Source organism: Burkholderia seminalis, from assembly GCF_001718535.1.
Lineage (GTDB): Bacteria > Pseudomonadota > Gammaproteobacteria > Burkholderiales > Burkholderiaceae > Burkholderia > Burkholderia seminalis.
Genome location: NZ_CP013400.1, coordinates 810,426 through 836,085, shown reverse-complemented (window position 1 = coordinate 836,085; position 25,660 = coordinate 810,426). Strand labels below are relative to the sequence as shown.

The following is a 25,660-nucleotide window of genomic DNA, read 5'->3' as shown; positions in this document are numbered from 1 at the left end:
GCATGATGATGGCGCTCGGGCTGTTCGTGTTCAGCCTGTCGACCCTGCCCTACCAGGAGCTGAAGCGCCGGCGCGGCTGGCGCTTCGCCAGCAACAACCGCGTCGGCAAAAAGCCCGCGCGGCAGTACGTCGGCGAGGACGACGAAACCATCAGCCTGTCCGGCGTGCTGCTGCCGGAGCTGACGGGCGGCGACATGTCACTCGCCGTCATTGAAGCGATGGCCGACCAGCACACCGCCTGGCCGCTGATCGAGGGCACCGGACACATCTACGGCATGTTCACGATCGACAACATCGACACGACACGCACGCTGTTTTTCGACGACGGCACCGCGCGGCGCATCGAGTTCACCATTGCCCTGACGCGCAACGACGATCTCGACATGCTCGGCATCGTGACCGACGCCATCAAGGGGGCGATCTCGCTATGAACCTGTCGGACATCCCTGGCGCCGACCTGGTGCAGAAGGTCGTGATCGCCGACGATCGCGTACCGCGTGCGATCTACTCGATCACGCTCAACGGCAAGAACATCACGAAGAAGTTCGACGGCCGGCTGATCTCGCTGACGCTGCAGGACAACCGCGGCTTCGAAGCGGACCAGCTCGACATCAGCCTCGACGATTCTGACGGTGCCCTCGAGATCCCGAATCGCGGCGTCACGCTGAAGCTGGCGATCGGCTGGGCCGGCGCGGCGAACGGCCTGGTCGACAAGGGCGAATTCATGGTCGATGAGGTACGGCACACCGGCACGCCGGACGTGTTGACGATCCGCGCGCGCAGCGTCGATCTGCGCTCGGGCCTGTCGATCAAGAAGGAGCGCTCGTGGCATCGGCAGACGGTCGGCGCAATCGTGCGCGCGATCGCCAGTCAGAACAAGGTCGAGGCGCGTATCAGCAAGGCGCTCGACGGGCAGCTCGTCGACCACATCGACCAGACGGCCGAGTCGGATGCCAATCTGCTGTCGCGCCTCGCAAAGATGTTTGACGCGATCGCCACCGTGAAGAACGGGCTGCTGCTCTTCATCAAGGCCGGCGAGGCAACCACGGCGAGCGGTAAGCCACTGCCGGCCGTCACGATCACGCGCGACGTCGGCGACCGTCACGACTTCGGCGTCGCCGATCGGGACACGTATTCCGGCGTGCAGGCGTTCTACCTGAACACGCGCACCGCGAAGAAGCAGTCGACCACCGTGAAGCGGCGTCGGCGGCGCACGACGGCGAAGAAGAAGCCGATCGACAAGAGCGGCGACGTGTTGTTCGGCACGGCCGAGAACGTGAAGACGTTGCGGCACACGTACGCGAACAAGGCGAACGCGACGCGCGCGGCGAAGGCGGAGTGGGAGAAGTTGCAGCGCGGCGTTGCTGAATTCAGCATTGTGCTGGCGCTCGGCCGCCCCGAGCTGATGACCGAATTACCTGTAACCGTGCGCGGTTACAAACGTGTCATTGATGATTGCAACTGGATCATTGCGCGCGTTACACATTCGATCGACGGTAACGGCGGATTTACATCGGACCTCGACCTAGAGGTCAAGGCGAGCGAGGTGCCAGAGATCGACACCCCGGAGGCGGGCTGACGTTACGTCAGTAGCAGGTCGCGGATGTTCGATAGGCTCAACATCGCACTTGTCACCTGCGCGAGCAGCGCCGCTCGCTCACCGGCCGACAAGTCGCGCACTGCGCGCGCCTCGCGGTTCCCGGATACAGTTGAGCTGGCGCGCCCACATTGGGCGGCTATCGTGGCTTCGGTACAGCGTCGGATTACCCCGTCCTCGGCTGTTTCATTTCGGAATTGCGGCTCTTGCGGCTTGTTACTCACAACGGCTTCCTCTTCGGATATTTTGAGAGGCGCTACGACGTGAAACGGCATTCACGCGTGCTGTAACGCGGCCCCATTTTCATGTTTTTTTCAGACAAATGGAATGAAGGAGAAAGCCCGATGAAAGTTAGGAAAACGCCTAACTTTCGCGGCCTTTCTCCCGACCACTCGTCCCCGCCACTGCGAAGCGCGCATTACGGCAACAACAACTACCGCTCGAATCATGGTTTCCCGGACGACTTCCCCTCGGCTCAACTGGAATCTGCTGCGCGCATACAGTGAGATCACGCGCTATCGCAGCATTTCGGAAGCGGCGCAGGCTATGGGGGTGCAGCGACCGACCGTCAGCGAGAAAGTGTCTGAACTCGAGCGCGTGCTAGGCCGGTCGCTGATGGAGCGTCGTTCCGGAAGTGATGGGTTTCGGCTGACGGAATTCGGCGCGCAGCTCCGCGCCGTCGTAGCCCGGTTTGATCTTGAACTCGGTGCGTTGTGCGAACTGTCCCGTGAGGAATCGATCGGCATGACGACGATCGACGTGCTGGGCGAAGTCGAAACAGCGATGGCGGCGCTTGAGCGCGCCGCAGAGACACTCCGTCAGTCCTGATCTTTCATACCACTCTTACGCGGCGAACGCGCGCCCTTCGTGCGCACTGCGTCTGCCTGTGCATCTTTGAGCGCCTGCAGCGCCGCAGCATCCAATTTCGCTGCTCGATTTTCAGCAAGACGCGGAAGCCGCTTCGCCGGCGCGCCCGAGATCGTCATCGTGCCCGCAAGCAGGAAGCCATTGATCGACGCCTGAACGGCCGTGCGGCCGATGTCGTTCAACTGGCGAAAGCCGTCGAGCAGCTCGGCCTCATCGTCCGGGACCGGCGCCCCCTGTGTGCGCTCGCCGGTGATGACGTACAGCACGTCGACCCCGACCTTCGAAAGCGCCGCCAGGTAGTTCGCATCGGGCGATCGGGCATCGGCTTCGTAGTTGAACTCTGCCTGTTTTCCGAGCCCGCCGAGCGCAGCGAATTCCGCCTGGCTCATGCCAATGCGCATCCGCTCCTCCCTCAGTCGTAATCCGATTGTTGTATCCGACATCTTGCGTAATCGTTTTGAGTAACTTACACTTCACTTATCCCTAGTGAAGCACTATCGAAATTGAGTATACCCGCCATGACTACCCACAAAGGCCCGCGGCGTGCGCCGCCGGGCGTCATGTCCAGCAAGACCGTTTCGCTGCGCCTCCTTCCCGCAGAGCGTGCCCAGCTCGAGCAGCTCGGGTACCAAGAACGGCGCTCGCTGTCGAGCCTCGCGCGTCTCATCTATCTCGAAGGGCTCCCCCTCTACCTCGCCAAGATGTCCTCGTTTGAGGACACCACGGGCAACGTTTCCGCAAGCTGAACCCGAGGTGACCACCATGTATCCGGATCCAAAACGCGTCCGCGACAACCGCCTAATGGTGCGGTTCGACGACTACGAATACGCCCTCATCACCGCGCTCGCCAACTACCAAGGCGAGGCCGCCGCAACGCTGATTCGCCAGATGGTTTTGCGCGAAGCCGCTGAGGCTCTGATACCAGCGTGCAATGTAGCCCACGAGCACGGCTGAAAACAGCAGCCCTAGAGCAGCCGATCCAATGCCCGAAATCGAACTCACATTCACCGAGCAAGAAGCCGAACTACTCGAACGCGTCCGACAGCAGGAAGGTCTTGCGACGATCCAGCAAGCGGCCGAATGGCTCGTGAAGCGACGACTGCGCAACGGTGCGCGTCGCCTCACCGGACGAAACCGGGCGCTTTACGCCGTAACCAACAGCCGTAACTAACGCGGCAGTCTCCGACAGGAAGTCACGATGAAATTGAAGTGTCACCACTGCGGCAGCCGCGCCGTCATTCGAACCAGCCGCACGCTGTCCGCTCTCGTTCGCGAGGCGTACTGCCAGTGCACCAACATCGAATGCGCGACGACCTACAAGATCCACGTCGCGACCGTCCATACGATCGCGCCGAGCCTCAACCCGAATCCGCACGTGTACGTGCCGATCGGCAAGGTTGATCGGCTTCCGACCGATTCGCGACAGCTCCCGCTGCTCGACGCCTAAGCCCTAACCCGCTGTTTCGCTGAACACCCATCGCGCCCGCTCTGCGGGCGTGAGGGACTCCTTTTGCCTGAAATTTCTTGGAGGCCGTATGCAAACGCTGATCCACGTCCCGCTCGCCGCGCTCGCTGCATCGATGTCCTACGACGAACGCGTCGCCTACCTCAAGAAGATCTCCGTCGCCGATGTGCGCGCCGACGTGTTCGTGCGCTCGGCGACCGCGCTCGGGTTCCGCGTCACCTGGGACCACGCAAACGGCACGCCGATCCTCGCATGGCTGCACTGACCGTCCACGCGATGCGCCCCACTCTCACCGAGCTCGAGCTGCGCGCGACATGGCACCGCCTGCACATGGTCGGCGACTTCGACTCACTTCACCCGGCCGCTCGCCGCGCCTTCGAATGCACGGCGAGCGTGTGGCGCGATCGACAGCCCGCGCCCCCGCCCCTCGACGGGAAACGCCGCGCTGCAAATGACTTCGACTGACCCATCCGCGCCGGCCGCCGGCGCACACACCTGGAATCACATCATGAAGCCCTACGTTTTCGGCATCGGCGTGCTGCTGATGCTCTCCTTCTCACTCACTGGCGCATACAGCCTGGCCGCCGACGTGCTGCGTCTGTTCGACGTTCGATACGCCCGTTCGATCGCTTTCGTGATCGGCGCAGTCGCGATGATCGTCCTGGTCGCGGCGTTGGCCTGGTCCGTCCCGCCGCGAGGGTAATGCGATGACGTCCAACGTAAAGCAATCCTCTTTCCGGTTCGTCAGCGCCGCCTACAGCGAAGTGCTGTTCACCATCCACCGCGACGGCCGCATTACGATCGCCGACCACCTGACCGTCGACGCCGCGGCTCGTGAATTCTGGGCCGCCGTACGGCGCACGAGCCCCTTCCCGCCGACGCTGAATCGCGAGCAGCGCGTCCGCATCGTCGTCGGGAAGCTCATGGCGTACGCCGGCTACGCGCAAACCAATCCGAACCAGGACGTCCTCGAGCTGGAGAGCCCGCGCGCCCGTGCCTGGGTGGCGCTGGCCGACGCAATCGTCGACGCATTGTTTCCCGGCCAGGAGGGGTGACCCGTGAAGCACGAAGCCACCATCCGCTACGAGTTGCTGACGCCGGCCGGCCTGCGCACGGTTGCCGGCGATCACGTCGTCATCCCGAACTGCGCTGATGCGACGTTCGGCATCCATGCCGAGTCGCACCTGCACGACGGCCATCCCGAAAAGTGGATCGTCACGCACCTGATATCGGGCATGCGCATCGGCCACGGCGCGACGCGCACTGCGGCGCTCGCGAACGCGACGTCGAACGTCGATCGCAATCGGCGCCGGCTGCGCGAAATCCTCGAGCAAGCGACGGTCTCGCGCTACGAGCTGCAGCACGCTGCCTATCGCCTGCAGCAGAACCACCACGACATCCTCGGAGGCGCCGCAGCATGACGCACACCACTACCCCTCACGACGCCGCGCTCGCGGCCTCCATCGCGGCAGCGGCCGACGCGCTGCGCTTCGACCACGAACCCGGCGGCCTGCAGCGCGTCGCGGTGCTCGCGCTGTTCGTCAGCGTGCTAGGCGATCGCCTGGCGCTCGCCTTCCCGGCGTCGGCCGGCGCGCTGCGCGCGCTCGTCGACAGCCCCGCGACACCCGGCAACCCGGCCGCTCTTTCCCTGCATCAATCGCAACAGCAATAACGATGGCCACGATCGACGAATTGAAACAACGCATCGACCTGCACGACCTCGCCGACCGCCTCGGCCTGAAGCGAGGTCGCGGCGGCGACCGCGCGCTGTACCACTCGCCGCAGCACGACGACAAGAGCCCGTCCCTGTCGATCTACGTGAACCACCCCAAGCATGGCACCGGCTGGCGCGACCACAGCGCCGACGTAGGCGGCTCGTGTATCGACCTGGTCATTCACGCGCGCGGCGGCACCGTCGCCGACGCGGTGCGCTACCTGCACGACGCGTACGGCTTTCCGCTCGATCGGCCGGCGCCGGCCGAGCGCCGCGAGAAAACGACCGTCGAATACATCGCCGATCGGTGCTTGGCCGAGCGCGACCAGGTGCGTGACTACCTCGGCGGCCGTGGCATTTCCGCCGCCGCGATCGACGCGGCGATCGCCACGCGTGCGCTCGGTTTCAATACGTGGACAAGCTCGAAGGTCGCCGTCGGCGAAGTCGGTCACGCCGGCCCGGCTGCTGCATTCATCGTCCGCGCACCGGGCGACGCGCGGGTCGTCGCCGTGGACATGCGCTACGTCGATCCGGCGCTCAACGGCGGCGTCAAGACGCAGACCCAGGGCGACAAGGCCGGCTACGGCTGGACCGCCGACCTTCGCCGGCTTGACAAGGCGAAGCGCGTGTTCATCGTCGAAAGCGCGATCAATGCGCTGTCGATCGATACGTGCGCGATCCCTGGCGCCGCTGCCCTGGCGCTACGCGGCCTGGCGAACGTCGACGGCATCGACTTCACGTTCCTGCGCGGCAAGCAGGTCGTGATCTGCCTGGACAACGACGAGCCGTTCGCGGACGGTCACCCGCGCGCCGGCCGCCGTCCTGGTCCCGAGGCTGCGTGGGCGCTCTACGAACGACTGACGGCGCTGAACATCAGCGCGATGCTCGTCGACCAGGCCGGCTGGCTGGCCGACCTCGCGGACGGCGAGAAAACCGCGAAACCGATCAACGACGTCAACGACTACCTGCAGCTGCGCGGCCCGCTCGAGCTGTCGCGGGCGCTCGAGCAGCTCGAGCCCTGGCTCATCGCGGGCCTCGCCGGCGACGCCTCGCGTCGCGGCCGGCCGCGCATCTTCCTGCCCTCACACGACTTTGCGCAGTACTGGCGCTTCCGCGTCCGGCCGGACTTCACCAGCTACATCACGAAGATGGACCGTAACGAAGAATCGGGCGTCGAGACGCCGGTCATCACGGACCTGTGCGGTTTCCGTATTGCCGGCATCAGCCGCGTGTCGGTCGCGAGCGCGACGTCGACGATGACGGGCGACGCCGACCAGGCGCCCACCGTCTACTTCGCAGTGTCGGTCCAGGCGCCGCGCCACGGCGCGCAGCTCACGCGTCGCGTCATGCTCGACGACCAGCTCCACAACGTCGACCAGTGGGGCAAGTTCGGCCCGATCTGGGCGCCGGCGCCGTTCAAGCGCATGGTGAACATCCTGGAACGCGGCGCAGACCTCGGCGCGCGCCAGGCGGCGAACTTCGTCGGGCTCGCCTGGCGCGACGGCCGCCTGATCGTCAACGAAGGCCCCGATTGCTACTTCACCGAAGCCGACAAGCAGTGCCCGTATCACAACCTGACCTTCCCGACCGGGCCGGCCAGCGACGCGCGCCGCGTCATCACCGCGTACCAGGCGACGTTCAAGCAGAACGCCGCGACGATCCCGCTCGTGTGGGCGCTCGGCGGCCACCTGAAGGCGTTGCTCGGTTTCTGGCCGCACATCACGATCCAGGCGAACAAGGGGGCGGGTAAGTCGACGCTCATCAAGCGCCTCGAGCGCACGCTCGCGTTCACGATGTTTTCCGGGCAGTCGCTGCAGACCGAGTTCCGCCTGCTGACCAGCATCAGCCACACGAGCCACCCGGTCGGATGGGAAGAGCTGTCGGCGCGCCGGCAAGACGTGATCGACAAGGCCGTCGGCCTGCTGCAGGAGAACTACCAGTACACCGTGACACGGCGCGGCACCGACATGACGGAATACCTGTTGTGCGCGCCCGTCATGCTGGCCGGCGAGGACGTGCCCGTGCGCAGCCTGCTCGGCAAGCTCGTGCGTACGACGCTGACCGGCAAGCGCGGTCCGCTGATGCCGGACGACCTGCCGCGCTTCCCGGTTCGCCAGTGGCTCGAATTCCTCGCCGGCCTGGACAAGCGCGCCGTGGCCGACCAGTACACGACGTTGCGCGACAAAGCGCTGGCCAACTGCCGCGCGAGCGGCGAGGACGACGGCGCGAAGCGGATGGCTGGCAACTATGCCGCCGTCGCCCTCGCCTGGCGCTACCTGTGCGAGTTCGCCGGCATGGACCCGACCGAGGGGGACTTCCCGCGCGACCTGCTCGCCGAAATGAACGGGCACATCGCCGAGACGAGCGCCGATCGCGAGCCGTGGGTCTGGATCATGGAAACCGTGCTGTCGGAGATCGACGGCGGCAACTACAAGCACCCGTTCACCTTCGATACCGTCGACGGCGAGTTCTGCCTGTTGCTGCGCACCGGGCATGTGATGGACCACATCGCCCACACGAGCGCGCTGCGCGACAAATGGAACGGCCTGCCGGTCAAATCCGACCGCGTGTTCAAGGCGCAGCTCAAGCACGCCGGCGTCGTGGTCGGCGAGAAGGAAGTCGAGCGGCGAATCTACACCCGGCGCGTCCCGTACCTCACCCCGATCTCGCTGGACCGCCTGGCCGGCTTCGGGCTGCACGTGTCGATCCGTGAGGACCTGGCGACCGACGCACGGCAAGGGGTCGCAGCGTGACGCCCTCTCAGCCGACGCGGCCGCCGTGCGGCCGTACCCCTTCTCTTATTCCTTCCGGCCGCGTAGCGGCCCTGTATTCGGGTTTCCGGTGCGTGCGTCGATGCGCGCAGCAGTCGGCGCACACCGTCACACGGCCGCCGTGCTGTCCGGTTCCCCCCGTCCCCCCCGCAAGTCGAAACGGCCGGGGAACTGCGCTCGCCTTGAAGAAGGGGGGCCGCGCGAACCCGTTTTTCCACAGGGAACGGGCAGGCAGCGCACGTGAATCGTGGTTTTCGGGTCTGTCCGCTCGTAAGTCTTTGATTGTTGAGAAGAGTGCCGCCGTGAATCGCATTCGAATTGCCACTAGTCGAGGCGTTTTTGCCACTAGTCCGTTTTTTTCGCCGGCCGCCGTCGGCCCTTTTTCTCTTCTCTCTAATTCATTGAAAAAGAAGAAGAAAGAATACGAAGAAGGGCAAGAAGTCAGCCGAAAAGCCGTGCCACGAGTCGAGCGCGTTTTGCCACGAGTCGCGGACGCTGCCTATTTTTTAGGCCACGAGTCGGAAGGGGGTGCCACGAGTTTTTCGTGGCAAATGATGGCAACAATAAACTTTACAAATCAACGAGTTAAATGCAAGACGTTATGCATCCCACGTGTCCACGAGTTGTTCTGCGCCCTCTCCCCCCGCACGACAACGCCGAGACAGGGCACGCACACGCTAGCCAGGCCAACTTGCTCACCCTGACCACGGACGAAATCTACGAGGCAACTGGATACCGCCAGCCGGCCAGACAACTTCGGGCGCTCGCGCTCGCGGGGATTCCAGCCGACCGCCGCCCTGATGGCAGCGTGAGAGTTTGGCGACACCACGTGCTCGGTTTCGCCGCCCAAGAAAAACGGCTCAACCGGAAACGCCCAAAACTAACCTCTGACATGAAGGACGCTACGAAATGATCGGACGCCGCAACAGCCCCTCGTTCCTCCCCGCTCGCGTTTACGAGAAACACGGGTCATGGTGGTTCGTCGACAAGGACCGCAAATGGCACAAGCTTTGCCGCGTCAAAGACGGCATCGTCCGTCTGTACGAATCGCTGGCCGAGTTCACGCGTGCATGCGACAACAAGGCAGCACTCGAGAACACGATGCCGGCCCTCATCGACGATTGGGTGAGGAAAAAGCTTCCAGGGTATGCGCCGAAGACTCGCAGCAACTACGTCAAGATGATCGGACTCATCCGGAAGGAGTTTGGCCCGCAATGGCTGATCGAGGACGTCCGGCCGACCGATGTTGCTCGGTTCCTGGACAAGCATTTCAGCGACAAGCCGAGTAGCAGCAACAAGCACAAGGCATTGCTGTCGCTGATTTTCATGCATGCAGTCCGGCGTGGTTTTTGCGACAGTAATCCCGCGCGCGAGATCGGCGCGGCGAGGGAAAAGAAGCGGGATCGCTACATCACGGACGACGAGTTGGACGCAGTGCGGGCGGCGATCGTTGCCGGTGCTGGCTACAAAACATCGTCCGCACGGTCAATCCTCTGCTTGATCGATCTGGCGTACCAGACCGCTCAACGTATCGGCGATCTTCTCGCACTCAACTGGCAGGACGTGTCCGACGAGGGAATTTCGTTTCACCCGAGCAAGACGGTCAACAGCAGCGGCGTGCGCCTGTTGATCGAGATGACACCCGACCTGCGAGAAACGTTGGATCGTGCACGCGGCGGCAAGATCACCGCCATCGGGCCAGTGATTTGCACGCACGCCGGCGGGCGCTTCACCTATATGGGTGCGTACTCAGGGTGGAAACGCGCTTGCCAGCGCGCACGATCGGCCTACGAGAAAGACTGCGAAGAAAGGGGAATCGCCCCGGACCCGCTGTACCTGATCGGCATGCACTTCCACGATCTGCGGGCGAAGGCGCTGACCGATCTGAAGCGGCAGCGTGGGGCCGCGGCAGCGCAATCACTGGCCGGCCACACGACTGAAAGCATGACGGCGCACTACACGAAATCACGCGAAGTAGAACGCGTCCAACCAGTTCCATTGACGCGTGCAAGTTAGACACCGACGCTCATGTTAGACACGAAGGCTCCCCGGACCGACCGGGGAGCCTTGTACAACAATGGTTTTGTTACTGAAACGCCACTTCCGCAAAGCTCCGCAGCTTGCGGCTATGCAGCTTGTCGAGCCCGTTTGTCCGCAGGATCTCCATCGCCCTCACGCCGATCTGCAGATGCTGATCGACCTGCCCGCGATAGAACGTGTCGGCCATGCCGGGCAGCTTCAGCTCGCCGTGCAGCGGCTTGTCCGACACGCACAGCAGCGTGCCGTACGGCACGCGGAAGCGGAAGCCGTTCGCGGCGATCGTCGCGCTTTCCATGTCGAGCGCGATCGCTCGGCTCTGCGACAGCCGCTGCACCGGCTCGCGATGATCGCGCAGTTCCCAGTTGCGGTTGTCGACGCTCGCGACCGTACCCGTGCGCATCACGCGCTTCAGTTCCGCGCCCTCCAGCCGCGTGACGTCGGCCACCCCGCGCTCGAGTGCGAGCTGCACTTCGGCCAGCGCCGGAATCGGCACCCACAGCGGCAGGTCGTCGTCGAGCACGTGATCCTCGCGCACGTAACCGTGCGCGAGCACGTAATCGCCGAGACGCTGCGTGTTGCGCAGCCCCGCGCAGTGGCCGAGCATCACCCACGCGTGCGGACGCAGCACCGCGATGTGATCGGTGATCGTCTTCGCGTTCGACGGACCGACACCGATGTTGACCATCGTGATCCCGCTGCCGTCCGCGCGCTTCAGGTGATAGGCGGGCATCTGCGGCAGGCGCGGCGGCGCAGCGCCCTCGGACGGCTCGCTGCCGAGGTTCGCGTTGTACGTGACGACATCGCCCGGCTCGACGAACGCGCTGTACTGGCTGCGGTAGGCGCGCACCTCGGGATCGTCGCTTTCCGTCATCACCGTGCGGCCCAACTTCACGAATTCGTCGATGTAGAACTGATAGTTCGTGTAGAGCACGTAGTTCTGGAAGTGCGTGGGCGACGTCGCCGTGTAGTGACGCAACCGGTGCAGCGAGAAATCGACGCGCGCGGCCGTGAACAGCGCGAGCGGATGCGGCTCGCCCGGCGCCGGCTCGAACGTGCCGTTGACGATACGGTCGTCGAGATACGACAGGTCGGGCGTGTCGAAGATGTCGCGCATCGCGAGCAGGCGGTCGCGGTCGAGCTCGCCCTCGAGATGGATGCCTTCCGGAAACGCGAAATGAATCGGAATCGGCTGCGACGACACGCCGATCTCGATCTTGACATGGTGGTTCTTCGACAGCAGGCGCAACTGCTCGCGATAGTAGTTCGCGAAGAGATCGGGGCGCGTGACCGTCGTCTCGAACACGCCCGGGCCCGCGACGAAACCGTACGAGCGGCGCGAATCGACGTGCGTGTTGACGTCGGTGCGGATCCGCACGAACGGATAACACGCGCGCACGTGCTCGGTAATCGGTTCGTGGCGGCGATAGCGCGCGAAGGCGTCGCGCAGGAAACCGGTATTCGTGTCGTAAATCGCGGACAGCCGCGCAACGGCGGCGATCGGGTCGTCGAAAGCCTCGACCGACGGGCTGTCGGGCGACAGCACGCGGTGCCGGCGGCTCAAATCGTTCTTCATTTTCATCACCTCGTCTGATCGAACGACATTACCACGGAACCCGGTCACCCTTGTGGCCGGCCCTGCGCACGCCAGGGCCGGATGGCGCGCAGTATTTGCTAAAATCGGTAGGTTCACTGGAGACTCATCATGAAGCCGCTCATTCTCGTCGTCGCTGCCGCCGCGTTTGCCGCCGCCAGCGCCGCTTACGCCGCCGGCGGCACGCCTGACGCCGACGCGCAGGCCCGGGCCGAGGCCAACGAGGCCGCCGGCCTGCCCGATCTCCGCAAGATCAACCGGCCGGGCGCCGAAGTCACGTCGAAAGTGGACTTCGCGGACATCCGCCGCACGCCGAGCTTCCACGAAAAGAGCAAGAACGGCACCGAGGTCACCGAGTACCGCGACCGCGGCAAGCCGGTCGAGATCGACGTGAAGTCGAATTTCGGCACGCGCTACCAGATGAGCTCGACGCCGGACACGTCGCCGAAGCCGCACGACGCGGGCATCCCGATCACGCGGCTGCCGTCGCTGAATCTGCGCTACTGATTCCGTGGCCCGCCGCATCGTTCGCGGCGCGCCGCCCCCCTTCACCTGCTGTCGCGACGCACGCCGCCCGCGTGCCGACACCCTGACCTGACGCATCCCGCATGGCCGTTTTCACTGCTGTTTCCGACTCCGATCTCGCGCAATGGATGCGCCACTACGAACTGGGCGACGTGCTTGCGTTCCGCGGCATTCCGTCCGGTATCGAAAACAGCAATTTCTTCCTGACGACGACGCGCGGCGAGTACGTCCTCACGATCTTCGAAAAGCTCTCGGCGCAACAGCTGCCGTTCTACCTCGACCTGATGCGCCACCTGGCCGGCCACGGCGTGCCGGTGCCGGACCCGATTCCGCGTGACGACGGCGCGTTGTTCGGCGAGCTGCACGGCAAGCCGGCCGCGATCGTCACGAAGCTCGACGGCGCGGCGGAACTCGCGCCGGGGGTCGAACACTGCATCGAGGTCGGGCAGATGCTCGCGCGCCTGCACCTCGCCGGGCGCGACTATCCGAACCACCAGCCGAACCTGCGCAGCCTGCCGTGGTGGCAGGAAAACGTGCCGGCGATCGTGCCGTTCATCACCGACGCGCAACGCGCGCTGCTCGAAGGCGAGCTCGCGCACCAGGCGGCCTTCTTCGCGTCGGACGACTACGCGGCGCTGCCGGCCGGCCCGTGCCATTGCGACCTGTTCCGCGACAACGTGCTGTTCGCGCACGCGGCGCCCGGCACCGGCCACGACGTGCGGCTCGGCGGCTTCTTCGACTTCTATTTCGCCGGCTGCGACAAGTGGCTGTTCGACGTCGCGGTGACGGTCAACGACTGGTGCGTCGACCTCGCGACCGGCGTGCTCGACGCTGCGCGCGCCGATGCGCTGCTGCGCGCGTACCAGACCGTGCGACCGTTCACGGCCGAGGAGCGGCGCCACTGGAGCAACATGCTCCGCGCGGGCGCGTACCGCTTCTGGGTATCGCGCCTGTACGACTTCTACCTGCCGCGTGCGGCCGAGATGCTCAAGCCGCACGACCCCGGTCATTTCGAACGCATCCTGCGCGAGCGCATCGCGCATACGCCCGCGCTTCCCGAGATCCAAACCGCATGCAACTGATCGAAGTGCCCGCCAAAACGGGCTATGTCTGGTTCCGTCAAGGCGTCTGGCTGTTCCGCCGGAATCCGCTCGCCTTCATCACGCTGTTCTTCACGTACCTGCTGGCGATCACGCTGGTGTCGATGGTGCCCGTGATCGGCTCGGCGCTGCCGCTGGTCTTCATCCCCGGCATCGCGGTCGGCTTCATGGCCGCGTGCCGCGACACGGTGGCCGGCAAACCCGTGATGCCGACGATCCTCGTCGACGGCTTCCGCTCGTACGGCACCGTCGCGACCCAGCGGCTGCTGGTGCTCGGCCTGATCTACGTCGCGTCGATGGTGCTGGTGTTCGCCGCTTCGTCGTTCGTCGACGGCGGCGCGCTGTTCCACGTGATGATGGGCGCGGCCGACGAAGCCAGCGCGACGCCAGAATCGCTGGCCGCGCAAGGCACGCTCGGCGCGCTGTTTTTCGCGACGCTGCTCTATCTGCCGGTCGCGATGCTGTTCTGGTTCGCGCCGGTGCTGGTCGCATGGCATGACGTGCCGCCCGCGAAGGCGCTGTTCTTCAGCGTCGTCAGCTGCTGGCGCAATCGCGGCGCGTTCGTCGTGTACGGCATGCTGTGGTTCGCCGTCGCGCTCGGCACGTCGCTCGCGCTGTCGCTGCTGCTGCAGGCGCTCGGCGCCGGCGCCTACGCGCTAACGATCATGATGCCGGTGACGATCATCATCGTCACGATGCTGTACTGCTCGTTCTACGCGACCTATCGCGGCTGCTTCGGCGTGCAGGAGCCGGGCGCGCCGACGGCCACGTCGGGCCGCTGACACCCCTGGCCGGCGCACGGCGCCGGCCGGCACGCCGTTCATCGCGCCGGGTCGCCACCCCGGCGCACCGCCGATCTCCCCTTTCCCGCCTCCACTACCGGCAAACCCTGGCCGGGCGCCCCCCTGTTCAATGCGATTTTTTGCGCGCAAAATAATTTGTGTACAAATTGTTTGCGCGTCTACCGCGCCCTTCGACTCATGGACCGCCTACCCGCCCTGCCCCAGACGCTCGACGAGCAACTGTGCTTCGCGCTGTACTCGACTTCGCACGCGATGACGAAGGCGTACAAGCCGCTGCTCGACAAGCTGTCGCTGACCTATCCCCAATATCTGGCGATGCTCGTGCTGTGGGAACGCGACGACATCGCGGTGAAGGACATCGCCGCGCGGCTCGATCTCGACCCGGCGACCGTCACGCCGCTGCTCAAGCGGCTGGAGGCGCTCGGTTACATCGAACGCGTGCGCAGCGCAGCCGACGAACGCGTCGTGAACGTGCGCGTCACGCCGCAGGGCCGCGCACTGAAGGATCGCGCACGCTCGGTGCCCGCCGATCTCTTTTGCGCCATGCAGCAGACGCCCGAATTCCTAATCCGGCTGCGCGCCGACCTCCAGCAGTTGCGCGACGCGCTGTCGGCCGCCAACGAACGCTGATACGCGCGCGCCGACCGACCGGCCCGGTGCTGCCGGGTTTTTCTTGCAAATTTCATTTGCACACTAATGATTAGTGTTCTATATTTTGTGCGTGGCCGGCGACATCCCGTTTGACCGGACCGCTTTTCCTCTTTTCCCGACAAGGAGCTGCACGATGAACATTCTGTACAAGACCAGCGCCACGAGCACGGGCGGCCGCGACGGCCGCGCGGTTTCCGCCGACAACAAGCTGGAAGTGAAGCTGGCCGCGCCGCGTGAACTCGGCGGCACGGGTGCGGAAGGCACGAATCCGGAGCAGCTGTTTGCCGCAGGTTACTCGGCCTGTTTCCTGAGTGCGATGAAATTCGTCGCCGGCCAGAACAAGCAGGCGCTGCCGGCCGATACGCAGGTCACGGCGGAAGTGGGCATCGGCCCGAACGACGCCGGCGGCTTCGGGCTCGACATCGAGCTGCGCGTATCGCTGCCCGGTCTCGACAAGGCCGACGCGCAGGCGCTGGTCGAAAAGGCCCACCACGTGTGCCCGTATTCGAACGCCACGCGCAACAACGTGCCGGTGCGCCTGACGGTCGTCTGACGCGACGCAGGACCGCCCACGCAAAAAGGGCGCGTGCGGCCACTTGCCGCACGCGCCCTTTTGCGCGATTCGTCGAAACGGCAGGCCAGCGTGCCTGCCTGCGCTGCTTAGCGCGAGCCGATCGAGTACGGGCGATTCATCGCCGCTTCGCGATCGATCTTGCGCATGCGGAATTCGAGATCGTAGATGTCGGTGGCGTCGGCCAGGTACGCGTCGGCGCGCTCTTTCGCGGCCTTTTCGGCGTTCTTGGTCAGCATCAGGAAGAGGTGGCTCAGCAGGTACATGGCGATCTCGCTTTCAATGGTCTTGGACTAGGGTTTTCCCGGATTATAGGGAAAACCCTAGGCTTTGGCCAGCGTTGCTTAGACGATGCGTCGTTCGGTCGCCACAGTCCGTTGATTCGCCTCGAAAAAAGCCCAGATCATCGCGCTCGCATCGGGGCCGACCGCCGCATGAAACGCCACGGCTTCGTCGCCGCCGGCCCACGCATGATCGAGCCCTTTTACGTGACAAAGCCGCACGACCGGCTCGCCGTCGCGGCAGACGTCGGTGATCTGCGCGCCTGCTTCGCGCGTCTCGACGCGCTCGCCGCCGCGCAGTGCGCCGCGGGCATCGGCCAGCCCGTTCAGGCGCATGAACTGCACCGTCAGCTGGTCGGCGTTCTTCGGCGCGACGACGTGATCGCCGTCGCCCTGGACGATCAGGGCGGGCATGCCGGGATACGCGGCCACATCGACCAGGGCGTCGATCACCGCGGCCGGGTTCTGCCGCAGGCCGCGCCGCATCACGTCCATCGCCGTGATGCCGGAATTCGCCTCGCCGAGCGCGGGGCCCGAGTGCAGCGCCACCGCCGCGAAGCGGTCCGGATGGTGCAGCGCAAGAAGCGACGCGAGCCCCGCGCCGGCCGACAGCCCCGCCACGTAGACGCGCGACGCATCGAAACCGTGTTCGTCGACGAGCGCATCGACCAGCGACGCCACCGCGTTCGCCTCGCCGCGGCCCGCGCGGTCGGTATCTTCATACCAGTGCCAGCAGCCGTGCGCGTGCGCCCGCAGCGACTGCTCCGGATACAGCACCGCGAAACCGTGCTTGTCGGCCAGCAGGTTCATCCGCGTGCCCTGCACGAATTCGTCGACGGACTGCTGGCAGCCGTGCAGCATCACGACGAGCGGCATCGCGCCGCGCCGGCGGCCGGGCGGCACATACAGGCCGTACGCGAGATGCTGGACGAGGCGCCCGAGCGCGGGCGCCATCGGGTATTCGCCGCGCGTCCACTCGCCCGCCGCCCATGCGGCGGCACGCGGGCGCACGCGCGATTCGCGTGGCGGGGACAGATCGGATGCGGCGGGAGAAGCCGCAGCCTCGAGTGCGTCGCGTGTGATGCGCTGTGCATCGCGCGCCGCGCGCTTCGCGGCCGGAGAGAGCATGCGTTTCATGCCGCCCAGCCACACCTTGGTCAGACTTTTGGTCATCGATCGGGCTCGCAGTCAGGAAAAATAGGGGCACCATGAAGGCGCCGCAACGGATGCATCGTTCGACTTTGTGCAATGCACCATAACATTGTTTCCAGGATTTTTCCTGCATGCGTGTCGTTCCCGGCGGCGCAAAAAACGGGCCGCATGCACACGCGGCGCTATACTGGGGTTTCGCCGCTTGTATCCGTTGTAGTCGTTCTTCCAGGCTCGCGCGTTGATTTAAGCATTCTCCCCGCCTTCGTCCGTCCCCTTCCCGATGTTCGACCTGTCGTCTCACCTGTGGATCATGATCACCGCGTTCGGCGGCGCCGGCCTGACCTTGCCGCTCGCGATCACGATCGCCGTCTGGCTGGCGCTCGGTTACTCGTGGCGGCGCGCGGCCGCATGGCTCGCCGTGCTGGCGGCCGCGATCGGCGTGGTGGCGCTCACGAAAATCGCGTTCCTCGGCTGGGGCATCGGCATCCGCGCGTGGGATTTCACGGGGTTCAGCGGCCACGCGATGCTGTCGACGTCGGTGTATCCGGTCGCGATCTTCCTCGCGCTGATCCGCACGCGCACGCCGGTGCGAATCGCCGGCATCGCACTCGGGCTCGCGGCCGGCATCGCGGTCGGCGTGTCGCGCGTCGCACTCGACGCGCATTCGCCGTCCGAATCGATCACCGGCTGCATCGTCGGCGCGATCGCCGCGCTCGCGTTCGTTGCCGGCTCGTGGCGCGCGGTGCCGCACCGCTGGTCCGTGCCGGCGGTCGTCGCGAGCCTCGCGATCGTCACCGTCGCGCTGCACGGCATCACGGTGCCGTCGCATCGCTGGGTCACCAAGGTCGCGCTGCAACTGTCCGGCCACGAGCGCCCGTTCGTCCGCGCGCGCTGGAAGGCCAACCCGAACTACCATCCCGCGTCGCAGCCGTCGTCGCTGCAGCGCACCGAATCGTCGGCGCACGCGCTGCGCACGTGACGGGCCGCCCGGCCGCCCCGTTCCAGGTCTGACCATTTCATGCGCGCCGTCGCATGAGCGGTATGTCGAGCGTTATAACCCGCCCTATATTACGATTACGGTTTCCACCCATTCAAAAACGAATCCGCCATGCGCCCGACCGTCCGTCCGCTTCGCCGCACCCTGCTCCGCCTGCTGCCGATCGCCACGCTTGCCGCCGCCGGCATCGCGTTCAGCGCGCCCGCTTCCGCCGCCGACGAACTGGTCGTATCGGCGGCCGCCAGCCTGACGAATGCATTCAAGGCCGTCGGCGAGGCGTACGAGAAGCAGCACCCGGACACCAAGGTGCTGTTCAACTTCGGCGCGTCGGACGTGTTGATGCAGCAGATCGCCAAGGGGGCGCCGGCCGACGTGTTTGCGTCGGCCGACCAGAAGGCGATGGATCGCGCGGTGGACGAAAAGGTGATCGCGCCCGGCACGCGCCGCGATTTCGCGGCGAACTCGCTCGTGCTGATCGTGCCGGCGGACAGCCGCACGGCGGCACCGGCGTCGCTGAACGACCTGACGGCCCCCGGCGTGAAGCGCATCGCGTACGGCGACCCGGCATCGGTGCCGGTCGGCCGCTACACCGAAGGCGCGTTGCGCGCGGCCGGCGTGTGGGACGCCGTCAGCGCGAAGGGCGTACTGGCCGCCAACGTGCGCCAGAGCCTCGACTACGTCGCGCGCGGCGAGGTCGACGCGGGCTTCGTGTTCGGCACGGACGCCGCGATCATGCCGGGCCGCGTGAAGGTCGCGCTGACGGTGCCGACCCGGACGGCCATCACCTACCCGATCGCCGTGGTGAAGGACAGCCGGCACGCCGCGCAGGCGCAGTCGTTCATCGACTTCGTCGCGTCGCCGCAGGGCCAGGCCGTGCTGTCGACGTTCGGCTTCAAGCCCGCGGGCAAGTGAGCGGCGCGCGATGCAAGACGCCTGGGTACCGCTGCTGCTGTCGCTGAAGGTTGCCGGCTGGGCAACCGCGCTCGACATCGTGCTCGGCGTCGCGGCCGCGTTCGTGCTCGCGCGCTGGCGCTCGCCGCTGCGCGATGTCGTCGATTCCATCCTGACGCTGCCGCTCGTGCTGCCGCCGACGGTACTCGGCTATTACCTGCTCGTGCTGCTCGGCCGGCGCGGCGTGTTCGGCGCGTGGCTCGACGATCTCGGCATCGAGCTGGTCTTCACGTGGCAAGGCGCGGTGATCGCGTCGATGGTCGTCGCGTTTCCGCTGATCCTGAAGTCGGCACGCGCCGCGTTCGAGGGTGTCGATCCGCATCTCGAGCGCGCCGCGCGCACGCTCGGGCTCGGCGAGGTCGCGGTGTTCTTCCGCGTGACGCTGCCGCTTGCCACGCGCGGCATTCTCGCGGGCGCGCTGCTCGCGTTCGCACGCGCGCTCGGCGAGTTCGGCGCGACGCTGATGATCGCGGGCAACCTGCCCGGCCGCACGCAGACGCTGTCGGTCGCCATCTACGCGGCCGTGCAGGCCGGCGACGACCACACGGCCAACTTCCTCGTGCTCGTGACGTCGATCACCTGCATGCTCGTGCTGCTCGCGACCGGCTGGCTCGTGCCGTCGCGCGCCCGACGGAGCCAGCCGACATGAAGCGCATGCGCCGTCCGTCTCGCTCCGCGGCCCGATCGTTGCGGCGGAGGCCCGCATGAGCCTCGTCGTCGACATCCGCAAGACCTACGCAAACGCCGAGCGCCGCTTCACGCTCGACGTGTCGTTCACCGCGACGACGCAGCGCGTCGTGCTGTTCGGGCCGTCCGGCGCGGGCAAGAGCATGACGCTGCAGGCGATCGCCGGACTGCTGTCGCCCGACGAAGGCGCGATCACGCTGAACGGCGAGGCGCTGTTCGACGCCGCGCGCCGCATCGACGTGCCGACCCGCGACCGCCGCGTCGCCTACCTGTTCCAGGACTACGCGCTGTTTCCGCATCTGAACGTGCGCCAGAACATCGCGTTCGGGCTCACGTCGGGGCTGCGCAATCCGCGCGCGAAGACGGTGCCGCCCGAGGTCGCGTACTGGCTGCGCGCGTTCGACCTGGAAACGCTCGCGGGGCAGTATCCGTCGCAGCTGTCGGGCGGGCAGAAGCAGCGCGTCGCGCTGGCGCGCGCGCTGGTCGCGCAGCCGCGGATCCTGCTGCTCGACGAGCCGTTCGCGGCGCTCGACGGCGCGATGCGCCAGCGCATGCGCCACGAGCTCGCCGAGCTGCAGGCGCGGCTCGATATCCCGATGGTGCTGATCTCGCACGACCCCGACGACGTCGCCGCATTCGGCGACCAGGTCGTGCAGTTGAGCGAAGGACGCGTGCAGGCGGCCCCGCCGCACGCCGGGTGGCCGACGCGCGTCAGCTGAGCGCGCGAGGCCGTGGTCGCGGCACGCGGGTGGGCGCCTGAGAGAAACTCGCGGCGCGGCACCGGCTGAAAACGGAAACGAAGTCGGTGCCGTGCACGTGCCGTGCGATGCCGGCTTCGCCCCGTCCGTCGCGCGATCTTCGACGCGCGCCGCCCGAGCCGCTGCGTCAGCCCGTCACCGCGAGAATCACGCTCGACGCCTTGAACAGCGCGATCGCCGGCCGGCCCACGTCGAGTTGCAGCGCCGCGACGCTGTCGTGGGTGACGACCGCCGTCAGCGTCCCGCCACCGTCGAGCGCCAGCGTCACCTCGCTGTTCACCGCACCCGCCACGACGGCTTCCACGCGCCCCCTGAGCTGGTTGCGCGCGGACACCTTCAGGTCGGGCCCGCCATCGTCCACCGCCAGCACGACCCATGACGCCTTCACCAGCGCGCAGGCCTCCGCGCCTTCGCGCAGGCCGAGCGCCTCGGCGCTTTCGTGCGTGAGCACGGCAACGACCGACTGCCCGCCGGGCAGCGTGAGCGTCACCTCGTCGTTGACCGTGCCGCGCACGATCGACGCGACCTTGCCGAACAGCTGGTTGCGCGCGCTGGTCTTCATCCCGATCCGGCCGATCAGCGCCCAGTCGACGTCGAACCCGGCGACGGCCGCGCTCGCGGCCTCGATGAAGCGGCGATGCTCGCGCTCGATCGTGCGGAACGCGGCGATCAGCGACGTCGCGCGCGGCGTCAGCGTCGTGCCGCCGCCGCCCTTGCCGCCCGTCGAACGGGCGACGAGCGGTTCGCCGGCGAGATTGTTCATCGTGTCGACCGCATCCCACGCGGCCTTGTAGCTGAGACCGACGGCCTTCGCCGCGCGCGTGATCGATCCGGTATCGCCGATCGCCGCGAGCAGCGCGATGCGCGTTGCGCCGCCGAGCGTCTGCTCGCCGGCGCGCAGCCACAGCTCGCCGCCCAGTTCGAGCGGTTCGGCGGATGGGGAAGCGTGCGGTGCGTCGGTCATCGGGCGGCGTATGGGAAACGGGCGGTCATTATAGTCAGCGCGCCGCTCGGCCCGGCTTGCCGTCGAGCTTCGGCGGCCGCAGGCCGGCCAGCAGCGCCTCGGCGTCGCGCGCCGCGCGCTGTTCGAGCGCCGCGCCGTAGCCGCGCACGAAACCGAGCTGGTATGGCGGCGCGCCCAGTTGCTCGAGGTGATGCAGCGCGACCATCGCGTCGTTCGCTTCACCGAGCACGCTCTGCACGCGCGTGAGCGTCTTGACCGTCTCGCTGCGCGTGCGGCGCGACGCCAGCGACGCGAAGAATTCGAGCGCATAGCGCAGCCGCTTCGCATCGATCCGCACCTGGTGGCGCGCGGCCGTATCGAGCGACGTGAGCGACGGCGACGCGTAGAGATGGCCGAACAGCCGGCGCACGCGCTTGGCCGCATGCCGCCGCAGCGGCGGCGCGTCGCCGCCCTCGGCTGCCGGCAGCGCGAGCGTGCTCAGCCATTCGAGCCAGCCGAGCGTCAGCCGCGCGTAGCGGGCCGAATGCAGCGCCTGACGCAGCTCGACACGCGCGGTCGTCGACTGCGCGCGTGCCGCGTCGAGCGTGCCGTCCCAGTCGCCGTCGCCGCCGTCGGCCGCGATCAGCGCGGGCAGGCTTTCGGTCGAAAACACGTCCCAGTCGCGCACCGTGCCGAGCAGCCCGGCGAGCCAGCGCAGGTCGACGCCGAGCGTGTCGCGCCACTGGCGGTCGGCAAAACGCGGGAAGAAGCGCATCAGCGTGCGCAGGCGGCGCAGCGCGACGCGCATCTGGTGGACGAATTCGGGATCGTCGCGCTCGAGCACGCCGCCCTCGTTGCCGAGCCACTGCGCGGTGATGTCGCCGGACAGCGCGAACAGCGCGGCGCGTTGCGTGCGGATGCCGGTCAGGTCGACCGGTTGCGCCTTGACCAGCCCGCCGGCCACCGGGCCGCCCGCGCAGGCGCGGTCGATCACGCTCGTCAGTTGCACGAAGGCGGGCCACGCGCCGCTCAGCTCGCGCGCCGCGGCAAACAACGCGTGCAGCGCGGCCGTGCGCGCGGCGACGGTTTCCCAGTCGGGTGCGGCAAGCCGCAACTCGACGTAGCGGCGCGGCGGCGCGCCGCCGCCGGACAGCGTGATGTCGTCGAGCGTCATCTCGACCACGACGCCGCCGTCGTCGGCCCACCGCCCGCGCCGCCGTTCGCTGACGAGGCGCAGCGCCGGCGCATCGGGCTGCTCGCCCGCCGCCGGGAGCGCGGCGGCGTCAGGCGCGACGCCGTCGACTTCGCCCGTCGGTGCGTCGGCATCGGCTGCGGTCGTCGTCACGGATACCGGCAGCGGCATCGCAACGACGATGCCCGCATGCTCCGCATCGAACAGTTCGCGCGCGGTGACGCCGGGCGCGAACGCCTTCGTGCGCGACGCGACGACACGCCTGCCGTGCGCGTTCGATTCGACCCAGGTCCACCAGCTTGCGCCGGGGCTCGCCTCGGCCTCCTCGATCTGGCACGGCTCGATCGTCACGCGTTCATGACCCCGCCGCATCCGCACCTGCGGGCAGATCCGCCACGCGCGCACGAGCTCGGCGCCGAAGTCGCGCTGCGTGCCGCGGGCGCGACCCGCGGGCTTGACCGGCCACCCTTCCAGCGACAGCGACAACACGATTTCCAGCACACGCGACATGAAGGCTCCTGCACAAGAAGAATCGCCGGCGCATCGACCCCGCCGGCGTCGCCCGTGAAGCAGCTTCCATAGTACACGCCGTCAAATCGTGCCGGCGGCGATCTGGCCCTGTCGCCTGTCGGATATCAAACGGCGTATTGCGCGAGGCCGTTGCCGAACGACCAGTCCTCCTTCAGCACCTCGACGAGACTGATGAATACGTCCTGCTGGCGCACGCCGGGCTGCTGCGAGAGGTTCTCCGCGATCGTCCGGTACAGCGCCCGCTTCTGCTCGAGGGTGCGCGTGTTGTTCGCGGTGATCTGGATCATCACGAGATCGTCGCTGCGCTCGATGTCGAGGTAATGGCGGCCGTACACGAAGTTCTCGGCCGCATGCTCGGTCACGACCATGAAGATGTCGTCCTCGGGCACGTTGAAGGTCTGCATCAGCGCGCGATGCACGCCGTCGACGAGCGCCGCGCGGTAGGCGGCCGGTTTGCCTTCGCGTACGGCGATACGGGTGAATGGCATGGTCCTGCTCCTGTCGGTGAAGTTGACGTGGAAGAAACGGAAACACGGCATCAGGTTAGGTGCGCCGAACTATAATGAACAGTCATTGACGGATATTTCATTCATTTACACTTGAAATGAAAGTACTCGATCTCGATGCGGTCCGTGCGTTCGTACTGGTCGCCGATCTCGCCAGCTTCACGCGCGCCGCCGATGCGCTCGGCACCACGCAATCGGCCGTCAGCCTGAAGCTGAAGCGCCTGGAGGCCCATCTCGGCAAGCCGCTGCTGGCGCGCACGCCGCGCGTCGTCAAGCTGGCGGCCGACGGCGAGAACTTCCTGCCGGCCGCCCGCGCGTTGCTCGACGCGCACGAGCACGCGCTCGGCGCGATCTCGGCCGGCACGTATCGCCTGTCGCTCGGCGTCAGCGAGCACGTCGCGGTGCCCGACCTGCCGGCGGTGCTCACGAGCCTGCACCGGCAGGACCCCGGGCTGTCGCTGGAAATGCATCTCGGGACGTCGACGAACCTGCTCGCGCAATACGACGAACGCCGGCTCGACGCGGCGATCGTGCGGCACGAGCCGGGCGAGGATCCGCCGCGCGAAGACGGCACGCTGCTGTTCACCGAACCGCTGGCCTGGCTCGCCGCACCGGACTGGACGCCGCGCGCGGGCGAGCCGCTACCGCTCGCGGTGCTGGCCGGCCCGTGCGGCGTGCGGGCCGCCGCGCTGCGCGCGCTCGACCGTGCGGCGCGGCCGTGGCGCGAACGCTTCATCGGCGGCGGCGTCGCGGCGGTCACGGCGGCGGCCGCGGCCGGGCTCGCCGTCTGCCCGCTCGCGCGGCGCGTCGCACCGCGCACGCTGGTCGACGTCGGCGCGAAATTCGGGCTGCCGCCGCTGCCGCAATCGCAGGTCGTGCTGTATTCGCGCGTACGCGACGCCCGGGCCGCGGCCGCGCTGCGCCGGTTCGCCGACAGCCTTGCAATCTCGGCGTAAACTAGCGGGTTTCGCCGTCCGCAATCTCCAGAAGAATTCCGATGAAGCCCGAAGCCCGCCAGCACCTCCGCGCCAACCTGCTGATGCTCGCCGCCGCCGCGATCTGGGGCTCGGCTTTCGTCGCGCAGCGGCTGAGCCTCGACGTGATCGGGCCGTTCCTGTTCACCGGGCTGCGCTTCCTGCTCGGCGCGCTGGTGCTGGTGCCGCTGCTGATGCTCAACGCGGCGTCGCGCGCGCAGTGCGCGGCGATCCGCCGCGAACCGGCGTTGCTGCTGCCGGGCGTCGTGCTCGGCGGGCTGCTGGCGGTATCGATCTCGCTGCAGCAATTCGGCCTGCAATACACGCGAATCGCCAACGCCGGCTTCATCAGCTCGCTGTACGTCGTGATCGTGCCGCTGATGGGCGTGTTCGCGCGCCACCGGATCGGCGCGGGCACGTGGTTCGGCGCGCTGCTCGCGGCGATCGGCCTGTATTTCCTCAGCATCGACGAGCATTTCTCGGTGCTCTACGGCGACTGGTTCCAGCTTGCGGGCGCCGTCATCATCGCCGCGCACGTGATGGCCGTCGGCCATCTCGCGAAACGGCACGATCCGCTCGTGCTCGCGTTCCTGCAGTTCCTCGTGTGCGGCATCGCGTGCCTCGCGGTCGGCGTCGCCGTCGAGCCGGTCAGCGTCGCGATGCTGCGCGGCGCGCTGCCGACGCTGCTGTACGGCGGGCTGCTGTCGGTCGGCGTCGGTTATACGCTGCAGGTCGTCGCGCAGCGCGACGCGGCGCCCGCGCACGCGGCCGTGATCTTCAGCATGGAAGGCGTGTTCGCGGCGCTCGCCGGCTGGGCCGCGCTCGGCGAAACGCTGACGCTGCGCGCGCTCGTCGGCTGCGCGCTGATGCTGGCCGGCCTGCTCGCCTGCCAGTTGCTGCCGAACGGCGACGCCCGGAAAAAGGACGAGGACGCGCTGCCGGCGTGACACGCACCGTCCCTATAATGGCGATTCGCGTGACTTCCACGCCAAC

Annotated in this window: 34 protein-coding genes; 27 read left to right on the top strand and 7 right to left on the bottom strand. The window is 67.0% G+C overall.

Going from position 1 to position 25,660, the window contains the following annotated elements; all coding sequences use genetic code 11:
* The first annotated feature begins 2 nt into the window (after positions 1–2).
* From WJ12_RS24570 to WJ12_RS24560, 3 genes are all read left to right on the top strand, one after another.
* Positions 3–431, top strand: coding sequence for a phage tail protein (locus tag WJ12_RS24570; protein WP_027809278.1), 429 nt, complete (start codon positions 3–5; stop codon positions 429–431).
* Positions 428–1,579 carry a phage late control D family protein gene (locus tag WJ12_RS24565; protein ID WP_069245886.1) on the top strand — a complete coding sequence of 384 codons (1,152 nt, stop codon included), beginning with the start codon at positions 428–430 and terminating at the stop codon, positions 1,577–1,579. The genes WJ12_RS24570 and WJ12_RS24565 overlap by 4 nt, the downstream gene beginning before the upstream one ends.
* 465 nt (positions 1,580–2,044) lie before the next feature.
* Positions 2,045–2,425 carry a helix-turn-helix domain-containing protein gene (locus tag WJ12_RS24560; RefSeq protein WP_017923639.1) on the top strand — a complete coding sequence of 127 codons (381 nt, stop codon included), beginning with the start codon at positions 2,045–2,047 and terminating at the stop codon, positions 2,423–2,425.
* Here WJ12_RS24560 and WJ12_RS24555 read toward each other — a convergent pair.
* Positions 2,416–2,907, bottom strand: coding sequence for a helix-turn-helix domain-containing protein (locus WJ12_RS24555; RefSeq protein ID WP_017923638.1), 492 nt, complete (start codon positions 2,905–2,907; stop codon positions 2,416–2,418). The genes WJ12_RS24560 and WJ12_RS24555 overlap by 10 nt on opposite strands.
* 75 nt (positions 2,908–2,982) lie before the next feature.
* Between WJ12_RS24555 and WJ12_RS24550 the strand changes: the two genes are divergently transcribed.
* From WJ12_RS24550 to WJ12_RS36905, 13 genes are all read left to right on the top strand, one after another.
* The gene (locus WJ12_RS24550) at positions 2,983–3,210 is read left to right on the top strand and encodes a hypothetical protein (protein ID WP_236871768.1); all 228 of its coding nucleotides are present in this window, start codon (positions 2,983–2,985) and stop codon (positions 3,208–3,210) included.
* Positions 3,211–3,226: 16 nt separating this feature from the next.
* Entirely contained in the window at positions 3,227–3,418 is a 192-nt protein-coding gene (locus WJ12_RS24545) for a hypothetical protein (RefSeq protein ID WP_012327650.1), read from the top strand.
* 28 nt (positions 3,419–3,446) lie between these two features.
* On the top strand, positions 3,447–3,635 hold the full coding sequence (locus WJ12_RS24540; RefSeq protein WP_017923636.1) for a hypothetical protein: 189 nt from the start codon (positions 3,447–3,449) through the stop codon (positions 3,633–3,635).
* Positions 3,636–3,662: 27 nt separating this feature from the next.
* Entirely contained in the window at positions 3,663–3,911 is a 249-nt protein-coding gene (locus tag WJ12_RS24535) for an Ogr/Delta-like zinc finger protein (RefSeq protein ID WP_006757081.1), read from the top strand.
* A gap of 88 nt (positions 3,912–3,999) precedes the next feature.
* Entirely contained in the window at positions 4,000–4,194 is a 195-nt protein-coding gene (locus WJ12_RS24530; RefSeq protein ID WP_017923635.1) for a hypothetical protein, read from the top strand.
* Between the two features lie 11 nt (positions 4,195–4,205).
* Positions 4,206–4,394: a hypothetical protein gene (locus WJ12_RS24525; RefSeq protein WP_069246043.1), complete on the top strand. Its 189-nt coding sequence runs from the start codon at positions 4,206–4,208 to the stop codon at positions 4,392–4,394.
* A 43-nt stretch (positions 4,395–4,437) separates the two neighbouring features.
* On the top strand, positions 4,438–4,632 hold the full coding sequence (locus tag WJ12_RS24520; protein WP_069245885.1) for a hypothetical protein: 195 nt from the start codon (positions 4,438–4,440) through the stop codon (positions 4,630–4,632).
* Between the two features lie 4 nt (positions 4,633–4,636).
* Positions 4,637–4,984: a hypothetical protein gene (locus WJ12_RS24515; protein WP_156810503.1), complete on the top strand. Its 348-nt coding sequence runs from the start codon at positions 4,637–4,639 to the stop codon at positions 4,982–4,984.
* Positions 4,985–4,987: 3 nt separating this feature from the next.
* Positions 4,988–5,350, top strand: a complete 363-nt coding sequence (locus WJ12_RS24510) for a hypothetical protein (RefSeq protein WP_069245883.1) — start codon at positions 4,988–4,990, stop codon at positions 5,348–5,350.
* A complete protein-coding gene (locus WJ12_RS24505) occupies positions 5,347–5,601 on the top strand; it encodes a hypothetical protein (RefSeq protein WP_069245882.1) in 255 nt (84 codons plus the stop codon). Before WJ12_RS24510 ends, WJ12_RS24505 begins: the two co-directional genes overlap by 4 nt.
* Positions 5,602–5,603: 2 nt before the next feature.
* Positions 5,604–8,396: a toprim domain-containing protein gene (locus WJ12_RS24500; RefSeq protein ID WP_069245881.1), complete on the top strand. Its 2,793-nt coding sequence runs from the start codon at positions 5,604–5,606 to the stop codon at positions 8,394–8,396.
* 607 nt (positions 8,397–9,003) lie between these two features.
* Positions 9,004–9,327 (top strand): DUF4224 domain-containing protein, encoded by a 324-nt coding sequence (locus WJ12_RS35220; protein ID WP_017922873.1) that lies wholly within the window; start codon positions 9,004–9,006, stop codon positions 9,325–9,327.
* Positions 9,324–10,430 carry a tyrosine-type recombinase/integrase gene (locus tag WJ12_RS36905; RefSeq protein WP_236871766.1) on the top strand — a complete coding sequence of 369 codons (1,107 nt, stop codon included), beginning with the start codon at positions 9,324–9,326 and terminating at the stop codon, positions 10,428–10,430. The genes WJ12_RS35220 and WJ12_RS36905 overlap by 4 nt, the downstream gene beginning before the upstream one ends.
* 70 nt (positions 10,431–10,500) lie before the next feature.
* On the opposite strand, the gene WJ12_RS24490 is transcribed toward WJ12_RS36905, so the two are convergent.
* Positions 10,501–12,027: an AMP nucleosidase gene (locus WJ12_RS24490; protein WP_034185973.1), complete on the bottom strand. Its 1,527-nt coding sequence runs from the start codon at positions 12,025–12,027 to the stop codon at positions 10,501–10,503.
* A gap of 129 nt (positions 12,028–12,156) precedes the next feature.
* On the opposite strand from WJ12_RS24490, the gene WJ12_RS24485 reads away from it, so the two are divergent.
* The 5 genes from WJ12_RS24485 (at position 12,157) to WJ12_RS24465 (ending at position 15,677) form a co-directional block, all read left to right on the top strand.
* Complete coding sequence (locus WJ12_RS24485; protein ID WP_021160838.1) at positions 12,157–12,552, top strand: hypothetical protein; 396 nt, start codon at positions 12,157–12,159, stop codon at positions 12,550–12,552.
* A 101-nt stretch (positions 12,553–12,653) separates the two neighbouring features.
* Entirely contained in the window at positions 12,654–13,652 is a 999-nt protein-coding gene (locus WJ12_RS24480) for a homoserine kinase (protein WP_059558417.1), read from the top strand.
* A complete protein-coding gene (locus tag WJ12_RS24475; RefSeq protein WP_034185728.1) occupies positions 13,643–14,452 on the top strand; it encodes a BPSS1780 family membrane protein in 810 nt (269 codons plus the stop codon). Before WJ12_RS24480 ends, WJ12_RS24475 begins: the two co-directional genes overlap by 10 nt.
* A gap of 198 nt (positions 14,453–14,650) precedes the next feature.
* On the top strand, positions 14,651–15,103 hold the full coding sequence (locus WJ12_RS24470) for a MarR family winged helix-turn-helix transcriptional regulator (RefSeq protein ID WP_059558420.1): 453 nt from the start codon (positions 14,651–14,653) through the stop codon (positions 15,101–15,103).
* A 154-nt stretch (positions 15,104–15,257) separates the two neighbouring features.
* Positions 15,258–15,677 carry an organic hydroperoxide resistance protein gene (locus tag WJ12_RS24465; protein ID WP_034185184.1) on the top strand — a complete coding sequence of 140 codons (420 nt, stop codon included), beginning with the start codon at positions 15,258–15,260 and terminating at the stop codon, positions 15,675–15,677.
* A 107-nt stretch (positions 15,678–15,784) separates the two neighbouring features.
* Here WJ12_RS24465 and WJ12_RS24460 read toward each other — a convergent pair whose 3' ends face one another.
* A complete protein-coding gene (locus tag WJ12_RS24460) occupies positions 15,785–15,961 on the bottom strand; it encodes a DUF3563 family protein (protein ID WP_069245880.1) in 177 nt (58 codons plus the stop codon).
* A 78-nt stretch (positions 15,962–16,039) separates the two neighbouring features.
* The gene (locus tag WJ12_RS24455) at positions 16,040–17,149 is read right to left on the bottom strand and encodes an extracellular catalytic domain type 1 short-chain-length polyhydroxyalkanoate depolymerase (protein ID WP_049028950.1); all 1,110 of its coding nucleotides are present in this window, start codon (positions 17,147–17,149) and stop codon (positions 16,040–16,042) included.
* A gap of 259 nt (positions 17,150–17,408) precedes the next feature.
* Here WJ12_RS24455 and WJ12_RS24450 point away from each other — a divergent pair, with 259 nt between their 5' ends.
* The 4 genes from WJ12_RS24450 to WJ12_RS24435 all read left to right on the top strand — a co-directional run bounded on the left by WJ12_RS24450 (position 17,409) and on the right by WJ12_RS24435 (position 20,482).
* Positions 17,409–18,107: a phosphatase PAP2 family protein gene (locus WJ12_RS24450; RefSeq protein ID WP_049028951.1), complete on the top strand. Its 699-nt coding sequence runs from the start codon at positions 17,409–17,411 to the stop codon at positions 18,105–18,107.
* Between the two features lie 129 nt (positions 18,108–18,236).
* Positions 18,237–19,037, top strand: coding sequence for a molybdate ABC transporter substrate-binding protein (gene modA / locus WJ12_RS24445; protein WP_034185724.1), 801 nt, complete (start codon positions 18,237–18,239; stop codon positions 19,035–19,037).
* Positions 19,038–19,047: 10 nt separating this feature from the next.
* Positions 19,048–19,725, top strand: coding sequence for a molybdate ABC transporter permease subunit (gene modB, locus WJ12_RS24440; protein ID WP_034185723.1), 678 nt, complete (start codon positions 19,048–19,050; stop codon positions 19,723–19,725).
* A gap of 55 nt (positions 19,726–19,780) precedes the next feature.
* Positions 19,781–20,482, top strand: a complete 702-nt coding sequence (locus WJ12_RS24435; RefSeq protein WP_034185722.1) for a sulfate/molybdate ABC transporter ATP-binding protein — start codon at positions 19,781–19,783, stop codon at positions 20,480–20,482.
* A gap of 166 nt (positions 20,483–20,648) precedes the next feature.
* On the opposite strand, the gene WJ12_RS24430 is transcribed toward WJ12_RS24435, so the two are convergent.
* From WJ12_RS24430 to WJ12_RS24420, 3 genes are all read right to left on the bottom strand, one after another.
* On the bottom strand, positions 20,649–21,485 hold the full coding sequence (locus tag WJ12_RS24430) for a TOBE domain-containing protein (protein ID WP_059558422.1): 837 nt from the start codon (positions 21,483–21,485) through the stop codon (positions 20,649–20,651).
* 34 nt (positions 21,486–21,519) lie between these two features.
* Positions 21,520–23,166, bottom strand: a complete 1,647-nt coding sequence (locus WJ12_RS24425; protein ID WP_059558424.1) for a CHAD domain-containing protein — start codon at positions 23,164–23,166, stop codon at positions 21,520–21,522.
* Positions 23,167–23,291: 125 nt separating this feature from the next.
* Positions 23,292–23,675: a tautomerase family protein gene (locus WJ12_RS24420; RefSeq protein ID WP_034185719.1), complete on the bottom strand. Its 384-nt coding sequence runs from the start codon at positions 23,673–23,675 to the stop codon at positions 23,292–23,294.
* Between the two features lie 116 nt (positions 23,676–23,791).
* Between WJ12_RS24420 and WJ12_RS24415 the strand changes: the two genes are divergently transcribed.
* Complete coding sequence (locus WJ12_RS24415) at positions 23,792–24,649, top strand: LysR family transcriptional regulator (protein WP_059558426.1); 858 nt, start codon at positions 23,792–23,794, stop codon at positions 24,647–24,649.
* A gap of 41 nt (positions 24,650–24,690) precedes the next feature.
* Positions 24,691–25,614 carry a DMT family transporter gene (locus WJ12_RS24410; RefSeq protein WP_059558428.1) on the top strand — a complete coding sequence of 308 codons (924 nt, stop codon included), beginning with the start codon at positions 24,691–24,693 and terminating at the stop codon, positions 25,612–25,614.
* Positions 25,615–25,660 lie beyond the last annotated feature (46 nt).

Bases quoted from the DNA above. Each gene is read 5' to 3' on its own strand.
- WJ12_RS24490 (WP_034185973.1), bottom strand. From the start codon at position 12,027: ATGAAGAACGATTTGAGCCGCCGGCACCGCGTGCTGTCGCCCGACAGC.
- WJ12_RS24535 (WP_006757081.1), top strand. From the start codon at position 3,663: ATGAAATTGAAGTGTCACCACTGCGGCAGCCGCGCCGTCATTCGAACC.
- WJ12_RS24525 (WP_069246043.1), top strand. From the start codon at position 4,206: ATGCGCCCCACTCTCACCGAGCTCGAGCTGCGCGCGACATGGCACCGC.
- WJ12_RS36905 (WP_236871766.1), top strand. From the start codon at position 9,324: ATGATCGGACGCCGCAACAGCCCCTCGTTCCTCCCCGCTCGCGTTTAC.
- WJ12_RS24545 (WP_012327650.1), top strand. From the start codon at position 3,227: ATGTATCCGGATCCAAAACGCGTCCGCGACAACCGCCTAATGGTGCGG.
- modB (WP_034185723.1), top strand. From the start codon at position 19,048: ATGCAAGACGCCTGGGTACCGCTGCTGCTGTCGCTGAAGGTTGCCGGC.
- WJ12_RS24500 (WP_069245881.1), top strand. From the start codon at position 5,604: ATGGCCACGATCGACGAATTGAAACAACGCATCGACCTGCACGACCTC.
- WJ12_RS24470 (WP_059558420.1), top strand. From the start codon at position 14,651: ATGGACCGCCTACCCGCCCTGCCCCAGACGCTCGACGAGCAACTGTGC.
- WJ12_RS24450 (WP_049028951.1), top strand. From the start codon at position 17,409: ATGTTCGACCTGTCGTCTCACCTGTGGATCATGATCACCGCGTTCGGC.
- WJ12_RS35220 (WP_017922873.1), top strand. From the start codon at position 9,004: ATGCAAGACGTTATGCATCCCACGTGTCCACGAGTTGTTCTGCGCCCT.
- WJ12_RS24415 (WP_059558426.1), top strand. From the start codon at position 23,792: ATGAAAGTACTCGATCTCGATGCGGTCCGTGCGTTCGTACTGGTCGCC.
- modA (WP_034185724.1), top strand. From the start codon at position 18,237: ATGCGCCCGACCGTCCGTCCGCTTCGCCGCACCCTGCTCCGCCTGCTG.
- WJ12_RS24530 (WP_017923635.1), top strand. From the start codon at position 4,000: ATGCAAACGCTGATCCACGTCCCGCTCGCCGCGCTCGCTGCATCGATG.
- WJ12_RS24515 (WP_156810503.1), top strand. From the start codon at position 4,637: ATGACGTCCAACGTAAAGCAATCCTCTTTCCGGTTCGTCAGCGCCGCC.
- WJ12_RS24555 (WP_017923638.1), bottom strand. From the start codon at position 2,907: ATGTCGGATACAACAATCGGATTACGACTGAGGGAGGAGCGGATGCGC.
- WJ12_RS24560 (WP_017923639.1), top strand. From the start codon at position 2,045: ATGGTTTCCCGGACGACTTCCCCTCGGCTCAACTGGAATCTGCTGCGC.
- WJ12_RS24455 (WP_049028950.1), bottom strand. From the start codon at position 17,149: ATGACCAAAAGTCTGACCAAGGTGTGGCTGGGCGGCATGAAACGCATG.
- WJ12_RS24505 (WP_069245882.1), top strand. From the start codon at position 5,347: ATGACGCACACCACTACCCCTCACGACGCCGCGCTCGCGGCCTCCATC.
- WJ12_RS24520 (WP_069245885.1), top strand. From the start codon at position 4,438: ATGAAGCCCTACGTTTTCGGCATCGGCGTGCTGCTGATGCTCTCCTTC.
- WJ12_RS24435 (WP_034185722.1), top strand. From the start codon at position 19,781: ATGAGCCTCGTCGTCGACATCCGCAAGACCTACGCAAACGCCGAGCGC.
- WJ12_RS24570 (WP_027809278.1), top strand. From the start codon at position 3: ATGATGATGGCGCTCGGGCTGTTCGTGTTCAGCCTGTCGACCCTGCCC.
- WJ12_RS24550 (WP_236871768.1), top strand. From the start codon at position 2,983: ATGACTACCCACAAAGGCCCGCGGCGTGCGCCGCCGGGCGTCATGTCC.
- WJ12_RS24565 (WP_069245886.1), top strand. From the start codon at position 428: ATGAACCTGTCGGACATCCCTGGCGCCGACCTGGTGCAGAAGGTCGTG.
- WJ12_RS24420 (WP_034185719.1), bottom strand. From the start codon at position 23,675: ATGCCATTCACCCGTATCGCCGTACGCGAAGGCAAACCGGCCGCCTAC.
- WJ12_RS24475 (WP_034185728.1), top strand. From the start codon at position 13,643: ATGCAACTGATCGAAGTGCCCGCCAAAACGGGCTATGTCTGGTTCCGT.
- WJ12_RS24430 (WP_059558422.1), bottom strand. From the start codon at position 21,485: ATGACCGACGCACCGCACGCTTCCCCATCCGCCGAACCGCTCGAACTG.
- WJ12_RS24410 (WP_059558428.1), top strand. From the start codon at position 24,691: ATGAAGCCCGAAGCCCGCCAGCACCTCCGCGCCAACCTGCTGATGCTC.
- WJ12_RS24540 (WP_017923636.1), top strand. From the start codon at position 3,447: ATGCCCGAAATCGAACTCACATTCACCGAGCAAGAAGCCGAACTACTC.
- WJ12_RS24425 (WP_059558424.1), bottom strand. From the start codon at position 23,166: ATGTCGCGTGTGCTGGAAATCGTGTTGTCGCTGTCGCTGGAAGGGTGG.
- WJ12_RS24460 (WP_069245880.1), bottom strand. From the start codon at position 15,961: ATGTACCTGCTGAGCCACCTCTTCCTGATGCTGACCAAGAACGCCGAA.
- WJ12_RS24480 (WP_059558417.1), top strand. From the start codon at position 12,654: ATGGCCGTTTTCACTGCTGTTTCCGACTCCGATCTCGCGCAATGGATG.
- WJ12_RS24485 (WP_021160838.1), top strand. From the start codon at position 12,157: ATGAAGCCGCTCATTCTCGTCGTCGCTGCCGCCGCGTTTGCCGCCGCC.
- WJ12_RS24465 (WP_034185184.1), top strand. From the start codon at position 15,258: ATGAACATTCTGTACAAGACCAGCGCCACGAGCACGGGCGGCCGCGAC.